The 20,767-nt window shown below is 73.6% G+C and carries 6 protein-coding genes; 3 read left to right on the forward strand and 3 right to left on the reverse strand.

Annotated elements, in window-relative coordinates; all coding sequences use genetic code 11:
• The first annotated feature begins 21 nt into the window (after positions 1-21).
• Positions 22-5,268 (forward strand): SDR family NAD(P)-dependent oxidoreductase, encoded by a 5,247-nt coding sequence (locus ABD329_RS33585; protein WP_344317361.1) that lies wholly within the window; start codon positions 22-24, stop codon positions 5,266-5,268.
• A gap of 30 nt (positions 5,269-5,298) precedes the next feature.
• Here ABD329_RS33585 and ABD329_RS33590 read toward each other — a convergent pair whose 3' ends face one another.
• Entirely contained in the window at positions 5,299-6,495 is a 1,197-nt protein-coding gene (locus ABD329_RS33590) for an RNA-guided endonuclease InsQ/TnpB family protein (protein ID WP_198275515.1), read from the reverse strand.
• 155 nt (positions 6,496-6,650) lie between these two features.
• On the opposite strand from ABD329_RS33590, the gene ABD329_RS33595 reads away from it, so the two are divergent.
• Together ABD329_RS33595 and ABD329_RS33600 are read left to right on the forward strand one after the other, a co-directional pair.
• Complete coding sequence (locus tag ABD329_RS33595) at positions 6,651-17,807, forward strand: type I polyketide synthase (RefSeq protein ID WP_198275516.1); 11,157 nt, start codon at positions 6,651-6,653, stop codon at positions 17,805-17,807.
• Between the two features lie 237 nt (positions 17,808-18,044).
• Positions 18,045-18,959 (forward strand): LysR family transcriptional regulator, encoded by a 915-nt coding sequence (locus tag ABD329_RS33600; protein WP_246618202.1) that lies wholly within the window; start codon positions 18,045-18,047, stop codon positions 18,957-18,959.
• On the opposite strand, the gene ABD329_RS33605 is transcribed toward ABD329_RS33600, so the two are convergent.
• Entirely contained in the window at positions 18,949-19,623 is a 675-nt protein-coding gene (locus ABD329_RS33605; protein WP_198275518.1) for an O-methyltransferase, read from the reverse strand. The genes ABD329_RS33600 and ABD329_RS33605 overlap by 11 nt on opposite strands.
• A 66-nt stretch (positions 19,624-19,689) precedes the next feature.
• Positions 19,690-20,760 carry an HAD-IIIC family phosphatase gene (locus tag ABD329_RS33610; RefSeq protein ID WP_198275519.1) on the reverse strand — a complete coding sequence of 357 codons (1,071 nt, stop codon included), beginning with the start codon at positions 20,758-20,760 and terminating at the stop codon, positions 19,690-19,692.
• Between the last annotated feature and the right edge of the window lie 7 nt (positions 20,761-20,767).

The raw sequence follows: 20,767 nt of genomic DNA on the forward strand, positions 1-20,767 counted from the left end.
TCGAAGGTGGAGTGGGGGTCGGTGCGGGTGCTGACCGAGGCGCGTGCGTGGCCGGTGGTCGATCGTCCCCGCCGCGCCGCCGTCTCCTCCTTCGGGGCGTCCGGTACGAACGCCCACCTCATCCTCGAACAGGCCGAACCGGAGCCCGCCGCGCGGCCCGAGGCATCGGGCTCCGGCACCATGTCGTCCCGGCCGGGCGACGCCGTGGTGCCGCTGGTGCTCACGGCCAGCACCCCGGCGGCACTGCGGGCGCAGGCCGAACGGCTGCTCGACGTCATCGACCGCGACCCGACCGACCACGACCCGACCGACCACGGCCCGACCGACCGCGACCCGACCGACCACGACCTGACCGACCTCGCCCGTGCGCTGAGCACCACCAGGGCGACACTGCGCACCCGCGCGGTGTCGGTCGTGAGCACCGTCGCCCAGGCGCGCGCCGCCCTGCGCGCCGTGGCCGACGGACAGCCCGGCGCCGACGTCGTCACCGGCACCGCCCGTGCGGAGACCCACGACGTCGTGTTCGTGTTCCCGGGACAGGGGGCTCAGTGGGTGGGCATGGCGGCGGAGTTGTGGGACTCGTCGCCGGTGTTCGCCCAGGCGATGGAGGAGTGCGCGGCGGCGCTGGCCCCGTTCGTGGACTGGTCGTTGGCGGATGTGCTGGGCGACGAGAAGGCGCTGGCGCGGGTGGATGTGGTGCAGCCGGCGCTGTTCGCGGTGATGGTGTCGCTGGCGCGGTTGTGGCGTTCGTTCGGAGTGGAGCCCGCGGCGGTGGTGGGCCATTCGCAGGGGGAGATCGCGGCGGCCTGCGTGGCGGGCGCCTTGTCGCTGGAGGACGCGGCACGGGTGGTGTGTGTACGGTCGCGGCTGATCGCACAGGAACTGGCCGGGCGCGGCGGGATGATGTCTCTGCCACTCCCTCTGGCCGAGGTGGAGGACCTGATCGCGGCCCGCGACGCCGAGCTGTCGATCGCTGCGGTCAACGGCCCGCTCTCGGTGGTCGTATCCGGCGCGCCCGAGGACCTCGACGAGCTGATGTCCCACTGCGCACGACAAGACGTACGGGCCCGCCGGATCGACGTGGACTACGCCTCCCACTCCGCGCAGGTCGACATCCTCGCCGACGAACTGCTGCGCGCCCTGGACACCATCACTCCCCGCCAGGCCACGGTGCCGTTCTTCTCCACCGTGACCGGGCGATTCGAGCCGACGGCCGCGTTGGACGCCGGGTACTGGCTGCGGAACCTGCGCCGACCCGTCCGCCTCGACTCGGCGGTACGTGGCCTCGCCGAGGCGGGCTTCGATACGTTCATCGAGGTCAGCAGCCATCCCGTGGTGCTGCCCGGGGTGCAGGACATACTCGCGGAGCTGGACGTTCCCGCGACCACGGTGGGTACGCTGCGCCGCCGGTCCGGTGGCATGGACCAGTTTCTGCGCGCGCTGTCCGCGGCGTTCGCCGGTGGCGCGGCGGTGGACTTCGGCCCGCTGTGGGCGGACCGCCCGCCCGCCTTCGTCGACCTGCCCACCTACGCCTTCCAGCGTGAGCGGTACTGGCTCACCGACACCGGAGCCGGCGACGTGTCCACGGTCGGTCTGGCCGGTGCCGAACACGGTCTGCTCGGCGCGGTGCTGGAGGTCGCCGAGACCGGGGCCACCGTGCTGACCGGCTCGTTGTCCATCGACTCCCACCCCTGGCTGGTCGATCACACCGTGCTCGGCTCGGTGATGTTCCCCGGCGCGGGCTTCGTGGAGATGGTGCTCAGGGCGGCGGACGAGGCCGACTGCGGGCGCGTCGAGGAACTGACCCTGCACACACCGCTGGTGTTCGAGGGCCATGAGCGGGTCGACATCCAGGTGGCCGTGGCGGGCGACCGCGCCGGGCGTCGTGAGGTGACGGTGCACTCGCGCGCGGCGGGCACCTCGACGGCATGGGTGCTGCACGCGACCGCGACCGTGGCCCGCGAACCAGCCCCGGCACCCCCGGTCTGGGAGGCATGGCCACCCCCGGGCGCCGTCGAGGCGGACCTCGGCGGCTTCTACGACGCCCTCGCGGCGGACGGCCTCCGGTACGGGCCGATGTTCCAGGGCGTGCGACGGGTGTGGCGCGACGGGGAGGTGCGCTACGCGGAGATCGCCCTGCCGGAAGCGGCCACCCCCGAGGGCTTCGTACTCCATCCCGTCCTGCTGGACGCGGCGCTCCAGGTGATGGCGCACGGCAGCCTGGCGGAGGGCGCGACGTTCCTGCCGTTCACCTGGTCGGACATCTCGGTGTCCGCCTCCGGCGCCCGCGCGCTGCGGATGCGGATGGAGCCCCGGGGCGACAGCGGTGTGTCGTTGCTGGCCACCGACTCCCGGGGCGTCCAGGTGCTGGCCATCGGCGAGGTCGTCACCATGAAGCTCCCCGCGGGCAGGCCGCTGTCCACCCACCGCGGATCGACCGCGAAGCTGCTGCGCGTCGACTGGGTACCGGCGCCCGTGGACACCCGGGCGCCCGCGGACACCTCGCCCCCGCCGAGGACGGCGGTCCTTCCCGGCCGGCCGGAGCCCGGGGAGTCCGCCCCGCCCCCCTTCGACGGTCTCGCCGCCCGCCCGTACGCCGGGCTGGACGCGCTGGCGGCCGCGATGGGCACCGGCACCGCCCCCGATGTCGTTCTGCTGCCCCTCGTGCCGCGGTCCGGCGACGCGGTGGCCGACGGGTACGAACTCACCGGACATGCCATGGCCGCCATCCAGACCTGGCTGTCCGACGACGCGTTCGCCGACGCCACGCTCGCGTTCGTGACGAAGGGCGCGTTCCCGGCCGGTCAGCGCCGGGGGCCCGATCCGGCCGCGGCCGCCGCCGCCGGGTTCATCCGCTCGGCGCAGAGCGAGCACCCGGGGCGCTTCCTGGTCATCGACCTCGACCCCGACGCCGATCCGCCCGTACTGCCGCCCGCCGCCGTCACCCCCGGCGACGAACCCGTCGTCGCCGTGCGGGGCGACGGGCTGTTCGTGCCCCGCCTCGCGGAGCACGCCCCCCTTCCCGCCCTCACCGTGCCGGCGGACGCCGAGGCGTGGAGCGTCGACCTGGACTCCGCGGACACCCTGGACGACCTGGCCATCGTGCCCGCGCCCGACGCGCTGGCGCCGCTGACGAAGGGCCAGGTCCGGCTGTCCGTACGCGCGATGGGCGTCAACTTCCGGGAAGTCCTGGTCGCCCTCGACGTCGTACCCGGCGGGGACCGGCCCGCGGGCGGCGAGGCGGCCGGTGTGGTCACCGAGGTCGGACCGGGCGTCACCGGCTTCTCGGTCGGCGACCGGGTGATGGGGCTGGTCACCGGCGCCTACGCCGGGCCAGTCGCCGTGGCCGACCACCGCACGCTGGTGCCGCTGCCCACCGGCTGGACCTACGCCCAGGGAGCGGCGGCCCCGGTCGCCTTCCTCACCGCCTACTACGGGCTGACCGACCTCGGAGGCGTCCGGCCCGGTGACCGGGTGCTGATCCACGCGGCGGCCGGCGGCGTCGGCATGGCCGCGGTGCGGATCGCCCGGCACCTGGGGGCCGAGGTGTTCGCCACGGCCGGCCCGGCGAAGTGGCCCGAGGTGCGGGCCGCCGGTGTCAGCGCGTCCCATCTGGCGTCCTCGCGGACCACCCGGTTCGAGCGCACCTTCCGGGAAGTGCTCGGAGAGCACCGGATCGATGTCGTACTGAACTCGCTGACCGGCGAGTTCGTCGACGCCTCCCTGCGGCTGACCGCCGAGGGAGGCCGGTTCCTGGAAATGGGCAAGACCGACATCCGCGACGCCGACGAGATCGGCCTGCGCCACCCCTCGGTGCGCTACCGGGCGTTCGACCTGGTCCTCGACGCCGGTGCCGACCGGATCCAGGCGATGCTGGCCGAACTGACCGCCCTGATCGGGCAGGGCGCGCTGACCCCGCTGCCGGTCCGCGCATGGGACGTCCGCCGCGCCGCGGAGGCGCTGCGGTACGTCAGCCAGGCACGTCACGTCGGCAAGGTCGTCCTCACCGTGCCCCGGCCGTGGGATCCGGCGGGGACGGTGCTGCTCACCGGCGCGAGCGGCACGCTGGGCGGCGTGCTCGCCCGGCACCTGGTCGCCGAGCGCGGGATCCGGCACCTGCTGCTGCTCAGCCGCCGGGGGAGGGACGCGGAGACGGCCGCCGCGCTGGAGGCGGAGCTCACCGCCCTCGGCGCGTCCTCGGTGACCTTCGCGGCCTGCGACGTCGCCGACCGGGAGGCGGTGCGCGGCGTCCTGGCCGCGATACCGCCACAGCGCCCCCTCACCGCCGTCGTCCACGCCGCCGGTGCCCTCAGCGACGGTCTGGTCGGCTCGCTCGGTCGGACCGATGTCGACGCGGTCTTCCGCCCCAAGGCCGACGGCGCCGCGGTACTCGACGAGCTGACCCGGCCGGACGACCTCGCGGGCTTCGTGATGTTCTCCTCGGCGGCGGGCGTCACCGGAAACGCCGGTCAGGCGAACTACGCCGCCGCCAACGCGTTCCTCGACGCACTGGCCGAACGCAGGGCCGCCGAGGGCCTGCCCGCGCAGTCGCTGGCCTGGGGGCTCTGGGCGGACACCAGCGATCTCACCGCCACGCTCAGCGAGACCGGCCGGGCGAGGATCGCCCGCTCCGGTGTGCGCGCGCTGTCCGCGACGGCCGCGCTTGACCTGTTCGACCAGGCGCTCTCCCGCGACGAGGCACTGCTGCTGCCCATCGACGTCGACCCGTCCGGCGAGGCGGAACCGCCGCCGCTGTGGCACAACCTGGTGCGCCGCCGGGTCCGCCGGGTGGTCGCCGCGACACCCGTGGCCGAGACCTCGACCGCCGACCTGCTGGCCGATGTCCCCGCCGCCGAGCGGGTACAGGTGCTGACCGACCTGGTGTGCGCGCACACGGCCGCCGTTCTCGGGCACGACGCCGACCGGGTGGACCCGCTGCGGGCGTTCGGCGAGATCGGATTCGACTCGCTCAGCGCGGTCGAACTGCGCAACCGCCTCAACGCCGCCACGGGGCTCCGGCTCCCCGCCACGACGGTGTTCAGCAACCCCAACCCCCAGGCCCTGGCCCGGAAACTGGCCGCCGAGCTGTTCCCCGGGGCCGACGCGCCCGAGCCCGACGCGCCTGAACCCGACGCGGCTACGGAACGGGCCGGGGAGGAGCGCACGCGCGACGGGGCGCTGACCGACGTGGACATCGACGGCCTCGGCGTGGAGGAGCTGATGTCCCTCGCGCTCGGCACGGCCGAACCGCACACCTCCGAAGGTTGACTTCCTCCCCCTCCTGAAGGAGGGGGATTCCTACGGCTCGCGCCGTGGGGGTTTCTGCTTCATCGCCGACTGCCCCATCCGGGAGGACTCCCGTTGAGGTCTTACACCAGCTCCACAGACAGACACCGCCAGCCCGGCGGCCAGAAGGTTCTTCGCGGCGTTCACATCACGGTCGTGGACCATTCCACAGTCGCACGTCCAGGTGCGGACGTCGAGCGACAGCTTCCCGGCGAGGGTGCCGCAGTGGGAACACAGCCTGGACGAGGGGAAGAAGCGGTCAACCGCGATCACTTCCCGTCCGTACCACCGCGCCTTGTACTCCAGCATGCTCCGGAACTCCGTCCACGCCGCGTCGCTGATGGCGCGGGCCAGACTCCGGTTCCTGACCATGTTGCGGACGGGCAGGTCCTCGATCACGAGCGTTTGGTTCTCACGCACGAGTCGAGTGGTCAGCTTGTGCAGGTGGTCGCGCCGGCGGTCGGTGATCCTGGCGTGGATCCTGGCGACCTTGCGGCGGGCCTTGGCCCGGTTCGCGCCATCGCCCCAGACCTTCTTCGCCAGGCGCCGCTGCGCGAGCGCCAGACGTCTGCGGTCGCGGCGCTCGTGCCGGGGGTTGGCGACCTTCTCGCCGGTGGACAGGGCAAGCAGATGGCTGAGGCCGACGTCGATACCGACCGCGTTCTCGGAGCTGGGCAGTGGCCGGACGAGCGGGTCCTCGACGAGGAGGGACACAAACCAGCGTCCGGCCGGGTCCTGCGACACCGTCACCGTGGACGGCTTCGCGCTCTCCGGCAGGGGGCGGGACCACACGATGTCCAACGGTTGCGTCATCTTGGCGAGGGTCAGTTTCCCGTCGCGGAAGCGAAACGCGCTGGTGGTGTACTCCGCGCTCTTGCGAGAGTTCTTCCGCGACTTGAACCGCGGGTACTTCGCCCGCTTGCCGAAGAAGTTCGTGAACGCGACTTGCAGGTGCCGCAGCGCCTGCTGGAGGGGAACCGACGACACCTCGTTGAGGTAGGCCAGCTCTTCGGTCCTCTTCCACTGTGTCAGCAGAGCCGACGTCTGGTTGTAGGTGACCCGCTCCTGTCGCGCCCATGCCTCCGTACGGGCCGCGAGGGCCATGTTGTAGACCTTCCGCACGCACCCGAACGTGCGCGACAGCTCGGCCGCCTGCGCATCGGTCGGATAGAAGCGGTACCGATACGCCCGCTTCACGTGCGTGGTCATGGCTCACAAACTAGCGCATCAGCTTGCGACTTCCTGCGGGTTCATGGGGGCGGACGCCGCTCCGCCCTGACGGCGAATCAGCTTGCCTTGCCCTGCTCCGCAGGAGTCCGTTTCCTCCCCGGCCTGACGGCCGGGGTATCCACGGAGGAATCACGATGACCGTCTCACCCGACCGCCTCGTCGACGCGCTGCGCTCATCGGTCAAGGAGGCCGAGCGACTGCGGGAGCACAACCGGGCCCTGACCGAAGCGGCCACGGAGCCGATCGCCGTGGTGGCGATGGCCTGCCGGCTGCCCGGCGGGGCCGACTCGCCGGAGAAGCTGTGGCAGCTGGTCGACTCCGGCGCGGACGTGCTCACGCCCCTGCCCCGGGACCGGGACTGGGACCTGGAGGCCCTCAGCCCCTTCGTCACGGACGCCTACTTCGTCGACGACGTGGGCGGATTCGACGCGAACCTGTTCGGCGTCTCACCCCGCGAGGCGGCCGCGATGGACCCTCAGCAGCGGTTGCTGCTGGAGGCCGCCTGGGAGGTGTTCGAACGCGCCGGGTTCGCGCCCGACGCGCTGCGGGACAGCGGTACGGGCGTGTTCGTCGGCGCGGGGCCGGGCGACTATCTGATCCGCCTCCTGGACAACCCGGACGCCGCGGAGGGCTATGTCGCCACCGGTACCGCGCCGAGCGTCACCTCCGGACGGATCGCCTACACCTTCGGCCTGCGCGGGCCCGCCGTCACCGTCGACACCGCCTGCTCCTCCGGGCTGGTCGCCCTGCACCTGGCCACTCAGGCGCTGCGCAAGGGCGACTGCTCGAAGGCGCTGGTCGGCGGCGTCTCGGTGATGTCCGCGCCATACGGCTTCGTCGAAATCGCCAAGCAGGGCGGCCTGGCCGCCGACGGACGCTGCAAGGCGTTCGCCGACGCCGCCGACGGCACCAACTTCGGTGAGGGCGTCGCCGCGGTGCTCGTCGAGCGGCTGTCCGACGCCCAGCGGCTCGGACATCCGGTACTCGCCGTGGTGCGTGGGTCGGCGATCAACCAGGACGGCGCCTCCAACGGGCTGTCCGCGCCCAACGGGGCCGCGCAGGAGGAGGTGATCCGGCAGGCACTCGCCGACGCGGGGGTCCGCGCCGACGAGGTCGACGCCGTCGAGGCGCACGGCACCGGCACCGCCCTGGGCGATCCGATCGAGGCGGACGCCCTGCTGGCCACGTACGGCCGGAACCGCGAGCACCCCCTGTGGCTGGGCTCGGTGAAGTCCAATGTCGGGCACACGCAGTCGGCCGCCGGTCTGGTCGGCCTGATCAAGATGGTGCAGGCGCTGCGCGCGGGCCGGCTGCCGAAGACCCTGCATGCCGACCGGCCCTCCCGGCACGTCGACTGGTCCACCGGCCCGGTGCGGCTGCTGCGCGAGGCCCGGCCGTGGCCCGCCGCCGACCGCCCGCGCCGGGCCGGTATCTCCTCGTTCGGGATCAGCGGGACCAACGCGCACGTCATCGTCGAGAGCGTTCCCGCGCCCGAGGAGCGGCCCCGCGCCGAGCTCTCCGGCCCGGTGCCGCTCATCCTGTCCGGCAGGACCGACGGCGCGCTGCGGGCCCAGGCGGCCCGGCTGCGCGCGCATCTGCTGGAGCGTGAGGAGCCGCTCGCCGATGTCGCGTTCACGCTGGCGACCACGCGCGCGCGGTTTCCGCACCGGGCCGTACTGCCGGTGCTCGACCATGCCGAGGCGCTCGAGGCGCTGCACGCCGTGGCCCTGGGAGAGCGGGCGCTCGGCACCGGGCGGCCGCCCCGCCGGGAGCGGGTCGCGTTCGTCTTCCCCGGACACGGCTCCCAGTGGACCGCGATGGGCGCGCGGCTGTGGGATGAGTCACCGGTGTTCGCCGAGGCCATGCGGGAGTGCGAGAAGGCGCTGTCCGCGTACGTCGACTGGCCGCTGCGGGAGGCGCTGTCCGACGAGCGGGCGCTGGCCCGGGCCGAGGTCGTGCAGCCGGCGCTGTGGGCGGTCATGGTCTCGCTCGCCGCGCTGTGGCGCTCGTTCGGTGTCGAGCCCGCCGCGGTGATCGGCCATTCCCAGGGCGAGATCGCCGCCGCCTGCGTCAGCGGTGGTCTGTCCCTGGAGGACGGCGCCCGTGTCGTGGCGCTGCGCAGCCGCCTCATCCACGAGCGGCTGTCCGGGCGCGGGGCGATGATGACGGTGATGGCCTCGCCGGACCGCGTGCGCGAACTGCTGGCGGACGAGGGGACGGAGGCCGTGTCCATCGCGGCCGTCAACGGGCCGCAGAACGTGACCGTCTCCGGTGATCCCGCGGTGCTGGACGCCGTCGAGCGCCGGCTGTCCGCCGCCGGGATCATGCGCTGGCGGCTCGCCGGGGTGGACTTCGCCGCCCACTCACCCCATGTCGACGGGATCGAGGCCGAGCTGCTGGAGGCGCTGGCGCCGATCCGGCCCCGGCCGGGGAAGGTGCCGTTCTACTCCACGGTGACCACCTCCCGCCTGGACACGGAGGGGCTGGACGCCGGGTACTGGTGCCGCAACCTGCGGCGGACGGTGGACTTCGCCGACACGGTGGACGTCCTGGTACGGGACGGACACGGGCTCATGGTCGAGGTCAGCCCGCACCCGGTGCTCGCGCACATCACCGCGGCGGGCCCGGTACTGGACACCCTGCGCCGCGACGACGGCGGACTGCGCCGGATGCTGGCCTCGCTGGCCGCCGCCGATCTGCACGGCCTGCCGGTGGACTGGACCGCGGCGCTGCCCGAGGCCCGCGCCGTGGACCTGCCGACGTACCCGTTCCAGCGCGAGCGCTACTGGGTGGCACCCGCGGAGCGGACGGCCGGGGGCCCCGCACCCGCGGCGAGCCCCCTCGACCGGTTGCGGTACCGGACCGACTGGACGCCGCTGCGGCTGTCCGCCGATCCGGTACTGGCCGGCACCTGGCTGGTCGTCACGGACCGGGCCGACGCCTGGTCCGACAGCGTCCTCGACGCGCTGCGGCGGTACGGCGCCGAAGTGGTCGTCCGGGCGCCGGGCGAGCTCGACCTCGCCGCCCTCCCCGAGCCGGCCGGTGTCCTCGCGCTGCTGGCCCACGACGAGGACCCCGAGCCGGACCACCCCGCCGTCCCCCGCGGCTTCGCCCGGACCGTGCGGCTGGTGCGGCAGTTGGGCGCGGCGGGCGTCGAGGCGCCGCTGTGGTGTGTGACCAGGGACGCGACGCGATCCCCGGCGCAGGCGATGACCTGGGGGTTCGGCAGGGTGGCCGGGTTCGAGCGGCCGCGCGCCTGGGGCGGTCTCATCGACCTGCCGCAGCCGCTGGACGACACCGGCCAACGCCGCATCGCCGCCGTGCTGCTGGGCGACACCCATGAGGACCAGGTCCGCATCGACCGGAACGGAGCGTTCGGACGGCGGATCGTGCGCGCCTCCGCGCCCCCGGAGAGCGGAGGGGACTGGCAGGTCCGCGGCACCGCCCTGGTGACCGGTGGCACCGGCGGACTCGGCAGCCATGTCGTGCGCTGGCTGGCGGCCGAGGGCGCGGAGCACGTGGTCGTGGTGAACCGGCGCGGGACGGACGCCCCCGGCGCGCGCGAACTGGCCGCGGACCTCGACGGCTCGGGGACGCGACTCAGCATCGTCCCCTGCGACCTGTCCGACCGCGCCGCCCTCGCCCGGGTGATCGACTCCATCGACCCGGCGGCACCGCTGCGCACCGTGGTGCACACCGCCGCCGTACTGGACGACGCCGCGATCGACGCCCTGACCATGGAGCAGTTCGACCGGGTCTTCGCGGTCAAGGCGCGGGGCGCGGCCCATCTGCACGAGCTCACCCGCGACCTGGACCTCGACGCGTTCGTGCTGTTCTCCTCGCTCGCCGGCACGGTTGGCGCCGCGGGTCAGGGCACCTACGCACCGGCCAACGCCTACCTGGACGCGCTGGCCGAACGGCGGCGTGCCGAGGGGCTGCCGGCCACGTCGATCGGCTGGGGGGTGTGGGCCGGGGACGGGATGGGCGACGGCCCCCTCGGAGAGGCCGCGCGACGGCATGGAGTACCGGGAATGTCCCCGCGGGACGCGACGGCGGCGATGCGGACGGCGGTGGAACACGGCGACGCCGCGGTCGTGCTCGCCGACATCGAGTGGGACCGCTATCACACGGCGGTCACCGCCTTGCGGCCGAACCCGGCGCTCTCGCGGATCCCCGAGGTCAGGTCGCTGCTCACCACCGAGACGGCGCCGGCGGAGGCCACCGATCCGCTCGCGGTCGTACGCGCCCAGACCGCGGCGGTCCTCGGCTACGCCTCCGGGACCCAGGTCGAGCCCTACCGGCCGTTCAACGAATTGGGATTCGACTCGGTGACCGCCGTCGAGTTCCGCAACCGCCTCAACGCCGTGACGGGGCTGTCCCTGGTGACCACCGTGGTCTACGACCACCCGACGCCCGCCGCGCTCGCCGACCATGTGCGCGCCGAGCTCGGTGGCGGCGGTCCGGACGGGACCCCGGCGCACCCGGTGGCCGGCCCGGACCTCACCACCGACCCCGTCGTCATCGTCGGAATGGCCTGCCGCCTCCCCGGCGGCGTCACCTCGCCCGACGAGCTGTGGGACCTGCTCGCCGAGGAACGCACCACGGTGGGGCCCCCGCCGCCCGAGCGGGGGTGGGACCTCGCCGCGCTGCCCCCGGACTGTGTGACCACGGCCTCCTACCTGGAGGACATCGCGGCCTTCGACGCGGAGTTCTTCGGGATCTCCCCGCGGGAGGCCATGGCCATGGATCCGCAGCAGCGGCTGGTCCTGGAGACCTCGTGGGAGGCGCTCGAGCACGGCGGCATCGCGCCCGGCAGCCTGGCCGGCAGCCGCACCGGGGTGTTCCTCGGCAGCACCGGCCAGGACTACTACGCGCTCCTGACCGGGGCCGCGGCCGACAGCGCCGCCGGTCACGCGGGCACGGGCAGCGCGGGATCGGTGCTCTCCGGCCGGGTCGCGTACGCGCTCGGACTCGAGGGCCCGGCCGTCACCGTCGACACGGCGTGCTCCTCCGGGCTGGTCGCCCTGCACCTGGCCGCGCAGTCCCTGCGGAACGGCGAGTGCGCCACGGCGCTCGTGGGAGGGGTGACGGTCATGACCACCCCCACGGGCCTGGTCGAGTTCTCCCGCCAGGGCGGACTGGCCCCCGACGGCCTGTGCAAGGCGTTCTCCGACTCCGCCGACGGCACCGGATTCGCCGAGGGCGCGGGCATGCTGGTGCTACAGCGGCTGTCCGACGCCCGTGCCGCGGGACGCCGCGTATGGGCCGTGGTGCGGGGTTCGGCGATCAATCAGGACGGCCTGTCCAACGGCCTTTCGGCGCCCAACGGCCGTGCCCAGCGGGAGGTCATCCGCCAGGCCCTGGCCAACGCGCGGCTGTCCGCCGGGGCCGTCGACGTGGTCGAGGCGCACGGCACCGGGACACCGCTCGGCGACCCGATCGAGGCCCACGCCCTGCTGGCGGCCTACGGGCAGGACCGGGCACGGCCGCTGCTCATCGGGACGCTGAAGTCCAACATCGGCCACACCCAGGCCGCCGCCGGTGTCGCGGGCGTGATCAAGACGGCGCTGGCCCTGCACCACGGCACGGTGCCCGCGACCCTGCACGCCGGCACGGCGTCGTCCCAGGTGGACTGGACGGCGGGCAGCGTCGAGCTGGTCCGCGACAGGACCCCGTGGCCCGATACCGGCGCACCGCGCAGGGCCGGGGTCTCGGCGTTCGGCATCTCGGGCACCAACGCGCACGTCGTGCTGGAGGCGGACACCCCACCGGCCGCCGAGCCGCGGGCGACCGGGGAGACGGCGCTGATTCCGCTGGCCGTGTCCGGACGGGGGCCGGAAGCCCTCGCGGAGCAGGCGAGGCGGCTGTCCGCGCTGCTGGACGGCGGGACCGATCCGGTCGACATCGGCTGGTCCCTGGTCACCACGCGCTCGTCGCAATCCCACCGGGCCGTGGCGCTCGGCCGGGACCGCGCCGAACTGGCCGCCGGACTCACCGCCCTGGCGAGCGGCACCTCCGCACCGTCGGTGGTCTCCGGCGTGGCCGCCGGCCAGGACCCGCGCCCGGTCTTCGTCTTCCCCGGCCAGGGCTCCAGCTGGGCCGGGATGGGACGCGCGCTGATCGAGTCCTCGCCCGTGTTCGCGGCCTCGATGGCCGAGTGCGCGCGGGCGATGGCCACCGAGGCCGACTGGGACCTGCTGGAGGCGCTCGGCGAGGAGGACATGCTGCGGCGGGCCGACGTCGTCCAGCCCGCCCTGTTCGCGGTCATGGTGTCGCTGGCCCGGCTGTGGGAGTCCTACGGCGTGACCCCGGCCGCCGTGGTCGGGCATTCCCTCGGCGAGTACGCCGCCGCGTGCGTGGCGGGCGCGCTGACGGTCGAACAGGCGGCGGTCGCGGTCGTGCGACGCGGCCGGGTGATCGCCGACCGCCTCTCCGGCGACCATGGAGTGCTGTCCGTTCCGGTCGCCGCCGAACACATCCGCTTCGACGGCGTCGAGATCGCCGCGTTCAACGGGCCCTCGTCCACGGTGGTCGCCGGGACCAACAGCGCGCTCGAGCGCGTACTGGAAGCCGTGCCCGCGGCCAAACGGGTGCCGATGGACTACGCCTCGCACACCTCCGCCGTCGAGGCGGCCGAGGACGCGCTGCTCGCGGAGCTGGCCGGAGTGAGCCCGAAGGGCGCCGACATCCCGTTCTACTCCACGGTCACCGGGGGAAGGCTGGACACCACGGCCCTCGACGCGCCCTACTGGTACCGCAATCTGCGCGACCCGGTGCTGTTCGAGACCGCGGGCCGCCGGCTGATCGAGGACGGGCACACGGTGTTCATCGAAATGAGCCCGCGCCCGCTGCTGGCGGCGGCCCTCCACCAGACGGCGGAGGCGCTGGACCAGCAGGTGCACACCGTCGCGTCGCTGCGCCGCGACGACGGCGGCATGGACCGCTTCCTGCGCTCGCTCGCCGACGCGCACACCCGGGGGGTGGCCGTGGACTGGAGCCCCGCGCTGCCCGGCGGCAGGGCCGTCGCGCTGCCGACGTACGCCTTCCAGCGCAAGCGGTTCTGGCCGACGGCCCGGCCACCGCGGCGCCCCGGGCAGACACACCCGCTGCTGGGTCCCGCCGAAGAGCTCGCGGGCTCCTCGGACGTGGTGTTCACCAGCACCCTCTCCACCCGGACCCACCCATGGCTGGCCGACCATGTGGTGCGGGACTCGGTGCTGCTGCCGGGTACCGCGTTCCTGGAGATGGCGGTACGGGCCGCCGACGAGACCGGCTGCCATGGAGTCGCCGAACTCGTCCTGGCGGCGCCGCTCGTACTGACCGGCGGCGACATCCGGATCCAGCTGACCGTGCACGGCCCCGACGCGTCGGGGGACCGGCCGTTCTCCGTGCACAGCCGGGGCGAGCACGACTGGGCGCGACACGCCACCGGCCGGCTCTCGGCGGTGGCGTCGCCGGTGCCTCCGGCCACGCCGGTGCTGCCGCCCGACGCCGAACCGCTCGCACTGGACGACTTCTACGGTCAACTCGACGGCGCCGGCTACCGGTACGGCGAGTCGTTCCGCGGCATGCGCGCGGCCTGGCGGTCGGGCGACGAACTCTTCGCCGAGGTCGCCCTGGCCGACACGGTCACCACCGACGGGTTCCAGTTGCATCCCGCGCTGCTGGACGCGGCCTGCCAGGCGATGACGCTGGCCGGCGGGGACGAGCCGGGACTGCCGTTCCTGTGGTCCGATGCCGAACTGCACGCACACGGCGCGCGGGAGCTGTTCGTCCGCCTCGCCCCGGCCGGGCCTGACGCGATGTCGATCACCGCGGTCGACCACGAGGGCACGCTCGTCTTCCGCGCGGGCCGGCTGCTCACCCGGCCGTTCGCCCGGCCGGGCACGGGCGCCGTGCCCGCCGACTCGCTGTTCACCGTGGACTGGGCCCCGCTTCCGGAGCCGGGACCCGCCGCCGACCGGGAGTGGGCGCTGCTCGACGGCCCCGAGGCCGACCACGGTCTCGGCGTCCCCGCGTTCACCGAGCCGTCCGACGTGCCCCCGGGCGCGTCGATCGTGCTGACGGCCGTCGACGCGTCCTCACTGCCCCGGACCCTGGCCGCGGTGCAGGCCGTGATCGCCGCCGACCGCCCCGAACCGCTCGTGGTGCTCACGCGTCACGCGGTGGCCGTGCGCCCCTCGGACGAGCCGGTGCCCGACCGGGCCGCGGTGTGGGGGCTGCTGCGCACCGCGCAGTCCGAGCACCCCGGACGGTTCGTGCTGCTCGACAGCGACCGGCCGGTGACCACGGCCGACCTCCGCGACGCCCTGGCGACCGGGGAACCGCAGGTCGCCCTGCGGGGCGCCGACCGGTACGCGCCACGGCTGACCCGGCGGCCGGCCGCGCTGGAGCCGCCCACCGCCGAGGCGTGGAACCTCACCGCCTCGCCGAGCGGCAGCCTGGACGGTCTCGCGCTGACCCCCCGTGCGGTCGAGCCGCTGACCGACGGACAGGTCCGCATCGCCGTCCGTGCCGTCGGGGTCAACTTCAAGGACGTGCTGATCACCCTCGGCATGGTGCCCGGCGACCTGACCCGGCTCGGGGTGGAGGCCGCGGGAGTCGTGCTCGACGTCGGTCCCGGGGTGCGCTCCCTGCGCCCCGGCGACCGGGTGTTCGGCCTCGCCGACGCCGCGTTCGGCTCGGTGGCCGTCACCGACCAGCGCCTGCTGGCGCGGATACCCGACGGCTGGGGCTTCGCCCGGGCCGCGAGCGTGCCCGCCGTGTTCCTCACCGCCTACTACGCACTGCGCGATCTGCTCGGCATCCAGCCGGGGCAGCGGATCCTGGTGCACTCGGGCGCGGGCGGTGTCGGGATGGCGGCGATCCAGCTCGCCAGGGTGTGGGGCGCCGAGGTGTTCGCCACCGCGAGCGAGCACAAGCAGGACGCCGTCGCCGGACTCGGGGTCGCCCGGGACCACATCGCCTCCTCCCGGACGCTCGACTTCGAGCGGGCCTTCACCGAGGTCACCGGCGGCAAGGGAGTGGACGCCGTGCTGAACTCGCTCGCGGGCGAGTTCGTGGACGCCTCACTGAGGCTGCTGCGCCCGGGCGGCAGGTTCGCGGAGATGGGCAGGACCGACGTCCGCGAGGCTGGCCCTGACGGCGTGGAGTATCTGCCCTTCGACCTGTCGGACGCGGGGGAGGAGCGGATCGGTGAGATGCTGGCCGAACTGCTCACCCTGTTCGGCGCCGGGAAGCTGTCGACCCTGCCGGTCACCACATGGGACATACGCCGGGCGCCGAGCGCCTTCCGGTATCTGAGCCAGGCCCGGCACACGGGCAAGGTGGTGCTGACCGTCGGCCGGGACCTCGACCCGGACGGCACCGTGCTGCTCACCGGTGGCACCGGCGGACTCGGCGCGTCGCTGGCCCGGCATCTCGTACGGGTACGCGGTGTGCGCAGCCTGGTCCTGGTGAGCCGTACGGGGATCGACGCGCCCGGGGCCCGCGAACTGCGGGACGAACTGGCCGGGGCCGGCGCCTCGGTCACCGTGGCCGCCTGCGACATCGCCGACCGCGCCGCACTGAGCCGGGTCCTCGGCGCCGTCCCGGCCGCGCACCCGCTCACGGCCGTGGTGCACGCCGCGGGGGTGCTCGACGACGCGACCATCGGCGAACTCGACGCCGGCCGGCTGGAGACGGTGCTGCGCCCCAAGGTCCGGGGCGCGCGCCTGCTGCACGAGCTGACCCAGGAGCTGGACCTCAGCGCGTTCGTGCTGTTCTCCTCGGCCGCTGGGGTGTTCGGCGCGGCGGGGCAGGGGAACTACGCCGCCGCCAACGCCGTGCTCGACGCCCTCGCCCGGCAGCGCGTGGCGCGGGGTCTGCCCGGGGTGTCGATCGACTGGGGGCTGTGGGACCTCCCCAGCCCGATGACCGCGGGCCTTGACCACGCGCGCTTCGCGCGGTCGGGCCTGATGCCGCTGGCCGAGGAGCAGGGCCACGCGATCTTCGACCATGTGGCCTCCGGCGGGGACGCCCAGGTCGTCGCCGCTCGGCTGGACCTGACGGTGTTCCGCGACCTGCCGGACCCGCCCCGGCTGATGGCCGGGCTGGTGCGCGGACCGCGCAGGGCGGCGGGCACCACCGCCGCGAGGCCGGCGCGTACCGAGGAGGGGCTGCTGGAGCTGGTGCGCGCCACGGCCGCCGATGTGCTCGGCTACGCGGGCACCGAGGAGGTCGACCGGGCGGGTCTGTTCGCGGAACTGGGCCTGGACTCGCTGACCGCCGTCGAACTGCGCAACCGCCTCGCCTCGGCCACCTCGCTCAGGCTGCCCACCTCGATCGCCTTCGACCACCCGACTCCGGAACGGCTCGCCCGGCACCTCCTGACCCTGCTGACCGTCGAACCCGCCGCGGCGACGGCGCCCGCGGCACCGCCGTCCGACCTGGTCGCCGACCTGTGCGCGGCGGCGTTCGAGGCGGGCGACGGAAAGCGGGCGTTCGACCTGCTGCGCACGGTCGCCCGTAACCGCCCGGCCTTCCGCACCGAACCGGGCACACCGGCCTTCACTCCGCTGGGGTCGGGTGCCGAAGCCCCCCGGCTGGTCTGTCTGACCCCCTTGGTGCCGCTGGCGGGGGCCTACACCTACGCCCGGTTCGCCTCCGGGTTCCGGGGCAGCCGTACGGTCGACGTGCTGGCCACCCCGGGCTTCCTCGACGGCGAGCCACTGGCGGAGTCGGGAGAGGTACTGGCCCGGGTGCAGACCGAGCGGGTCCTCGCCAGGACCGGGGACGACCCGTTCGTCCTGGTGGGATATTCCTCGGGAGGGCTGCTCGCTCTGGCGATGGCCGCTTTGCTGAGCGAACGCGGCGCACCGCTGCGGTCGGTCGTCCTACTGGACACGTATCTCCCCTCGCCGGACCGGATGGACGAGTTCGTGGCCGCGCTGATGCGGGGCATGACGGACCGCCGCGGCGTCGTGCGGGGCCTGACCGGTACCGGGCTGTCGGCGATGGCGTGGAACTGCGATCTGTTCGCGGAATGGTCGGCGGTGCCGCTGCCGGTGCCGGTGCTGTCCGTGCGGGCCGAGGTTCCGCTGCCGGCCGGTGACGGTTCGGTACCGGTCGTCACGCGTGCGGATGTCCGTACCACGGCTGGTGATCACTTCACCCTGCTGGAGGAGCACGCTTCGCGGACGAGTGCCCTGGTGGCCGAGTGGCTGGCCGAGAACGAGCACGAGCACGGGGACGGGGACGTGCACGGGGCCGGGGACGGGGACACCGACGGGGACGTGCACCTGGCGCCGTAAGGCCGACGCGCCGCCCCGCCCGGCCGGTGCACGCCGGTGGCGGAACTGCCCGGGGGCAGTTCCGCCACCGGCGAATCCTGGGTAAATGCCTGGCGTTTGCTCGTTCGCCGACGCTATGCCCGCGGTGAACCGGAAGATGTGGAAGAGGCCGTTCCCCCGGGTGTCCGCGGGCACGCGCCTCCCCTGCCGGGCGCCATGCCGGCGGGCATGACCGACCCCTGGGAAAGCGGCGTGCGTATGTCGGATGACCTCGGCAACATCGATCTCAACATTCTCATCGCCCTGAACGCTCTGCTGGCCGAACGCAGCGTGACACGGGCGGCGGAGCGGGTCTTCGTGGGACAGCCGGCGATGAGTGCCTCACTCGCCCGGCTGAGGAGCCATTTCGGAGATCCGCTGCTCGTCAGGCAGGGGCGGGGGATGACGCTGACCCCGCTGGCCGAGTCGCTGGTGCGGCCGACGCAGGAGGCCCTGGAGGCGGTTCAGGCCGTCATGGGCGCGAGCAAGACCTTCGACCCCGTCACCGGCCCTCCACGCACCTTCACCGTGATCGCCAGCGACTACGCCCAGACGGTGCTGATCCGGCCCATTCTGCGCAAGGTGGAGGCGGAATCGCTGAACATCCGCGTCAACGTCTTCCCCGCGCAGGCCGACTTCATCGACCAGCTCCGCCGGGGCCAGTGCGATCTGCTGATCTGGCCGACCAGCCTGGCCCAGAATCTGTCCGGCTTCTTCAGCGAGACGCTGTTCACCGACGAGTTCGTGGTGGCCGTCGACGCGAACCACCCCGGAGTGGGTGACACCATCACCGTCGATGAGCTGCGGCGGCTGCCGTTCCTCGGGATCAACGGGCCGATGACATCGATCGTGGAGTCCCATTTCGACCGCCTGGGCGCCGGGCTCCGGGTCGCCGCCGACGTAGGGGGATTCGCCATGGCCCCCCACCTGGTGCCCGGGACCCGTCTGGTCACCGTGTTCCAGGGACTCCTCGCGGATGACGCCGCGGGGTCGGGGCTCAGGACGATGCCGCTGCCGGTGCCCATGACCACGCTGACCGAGGCCATGTACTGGCATCCCCACAACAACCAGGACGCCGCCCACCGCTGGTTCCGTCACCAGCTCCTGGAGGTCGCCGCCGGACTCAGGCTGTGACCCGGCGCTTGCGGATCAGGGTGATGCCGTCCGCCATGGGGATCAGGGACATCTCCACGCGAGGATCGTCGCGGACCAGCGCGTTGAACGCGCGGACCCCTTCGGTGTCGGCGTCCCGCGCCTCGGGATCGACCACCCGGCCGAAGAACAGGGTGTTGTCCACCACGATGAGGCCGGTGTCGCCGACGAGGGTCAGCGACCGCTCGTAGTAGTCGGGAAGGCCCCGCTTGTCGGCATCGATGAACACGAGGTCGAACGAGCCGGCCCCCCGCTCCTCGACGAGGGCCTCGAGGGTGGTCGCCGCGTCACCGACGCGGACCTCGATCCGGTCCTCGACACCGGCCCGGCGCCAGTAGTCGGCGCCGATCCGGGCCCAGCGGTCGGTGATATCGCAGGTGACCAGCTTTCCGCCCGGTGCGAGCGCGCGGGCCAGGCACAGCGTGCTGTACCCGGTGAAGGTGCCGATCTCCAGGATGCCGCGCGCCGGGGTGAGGCCCGCCAGCAGCGTCAGCAGCTGGCCCTCCTCGGGCATGACCTGCATCGCGCTGCCCGCGGGCAGTTGGGAGGTCTGCTCGCGCAGCTCCGCGAGGACGGTGTCCTCGCGGAGGGAGAACTCCCGGACGTAACTCGAGAGCGCGGCCGAGAGCTCCAACTGGTCCGCCATGCTGTGTCATCTCCTCGTCGGAACGGGCCGGGGCTGTGCCGCTGTCCGGCTGGGCGCGTTCCCGCGCTATGCCAGGCGGGGGGCGTGCAGCTCCATCGTGGGTGGGGGGTCATGGGGTTCGGGCAGCAGGTGGAGGCGCTCCACACCCGGCTCCCGTGGCGGGGCGAGTCCGGCCCGGCACCCGCACGGCTCGCCGGTGAAGCCGGCGAGGCGGTAGGCGATCTCCATCATCCGGTTGCGCTCGGTCCGCCGGAAGTCGGCGATCAGGTGCGCGCCCGCGCGCGCGGCCTCGCCGACCAGCCAGCCGAGGATCACCGAGCCGGCGCCGAACGACACCACGCGGCAGGAGGTGGCCAGGAGCTTCAGATGCCAGACGGACGCGTGCTTCTCCAGCAGTTGCAGGCCGACCGCGCCATGCGGCCCGAACCGGTCGGTGAGTGTGGTCACCAGTACCTCGTGGTGCGGATCGGCCAGCAGCCCGCGCAGGGCCGCGAGGGAGTAGTGCACACCCGTGGCGTTCATCTGGCTGGTGCGCAGGGTCAGCTCCTCGACCCGGGAGAGCTCCTCCTCGGTGGCGCGCTGAATGCGCATCACCAGGCCGAGGGAGCGCAGGAAGTCCTCGCTCGGCCCGGTGAACTCCGCCTCGGCCGACTTCCGCTGGAATCCGGCCTGGTACATCTGCCGGCGGCGGGCCGCGTCCACGGTCACGGTGGGCGGGCTGAACTCCGGCAGGTCGGCGAGGCCGGAGAGCTGCTCGGGGGTGTAGGCACGGACCTCCGGCAGATGGAACTGGACCTCCGCCCGCTCCGCCGGCTGGTCGTCGACGAAGGCGATCGTGCCGAGCGCGAAGCCGAGTTCGGCGGCGATCTCGCGCACCGAGTCCGACTTCGGGCCCCAGCCGATGCGCGGCAGGAGGAAGTACTCGGCCACGCCCAGCGCTTCGAGCCGCTGCCACGCCTGGTCGTGGTCGTTCTTGCTGGCGACCGACTGGAGGATGCCGCGGCTGTCCAGCTCGGCGATGAGCTTCTCGACCGGGGCGGGCAGCGTCACCTCGCCGTCCTCCAGGAGCGTGCCCTGCCACAGGGTGTTGTCCAGGTCCCACACCAGGCACTTCACGATGGTGGCCGATTCCGTCACTGCTTCT

The sequence above is a fragment of the Streptomyces javensis genome, assembly GCF_039525925.1.
GTDB lineage: Bacteria > Actinomycetota > Actinomycetes > Streptomycetales > Streptomycetaceae > Streptomyces > Streptomyces asiaticus.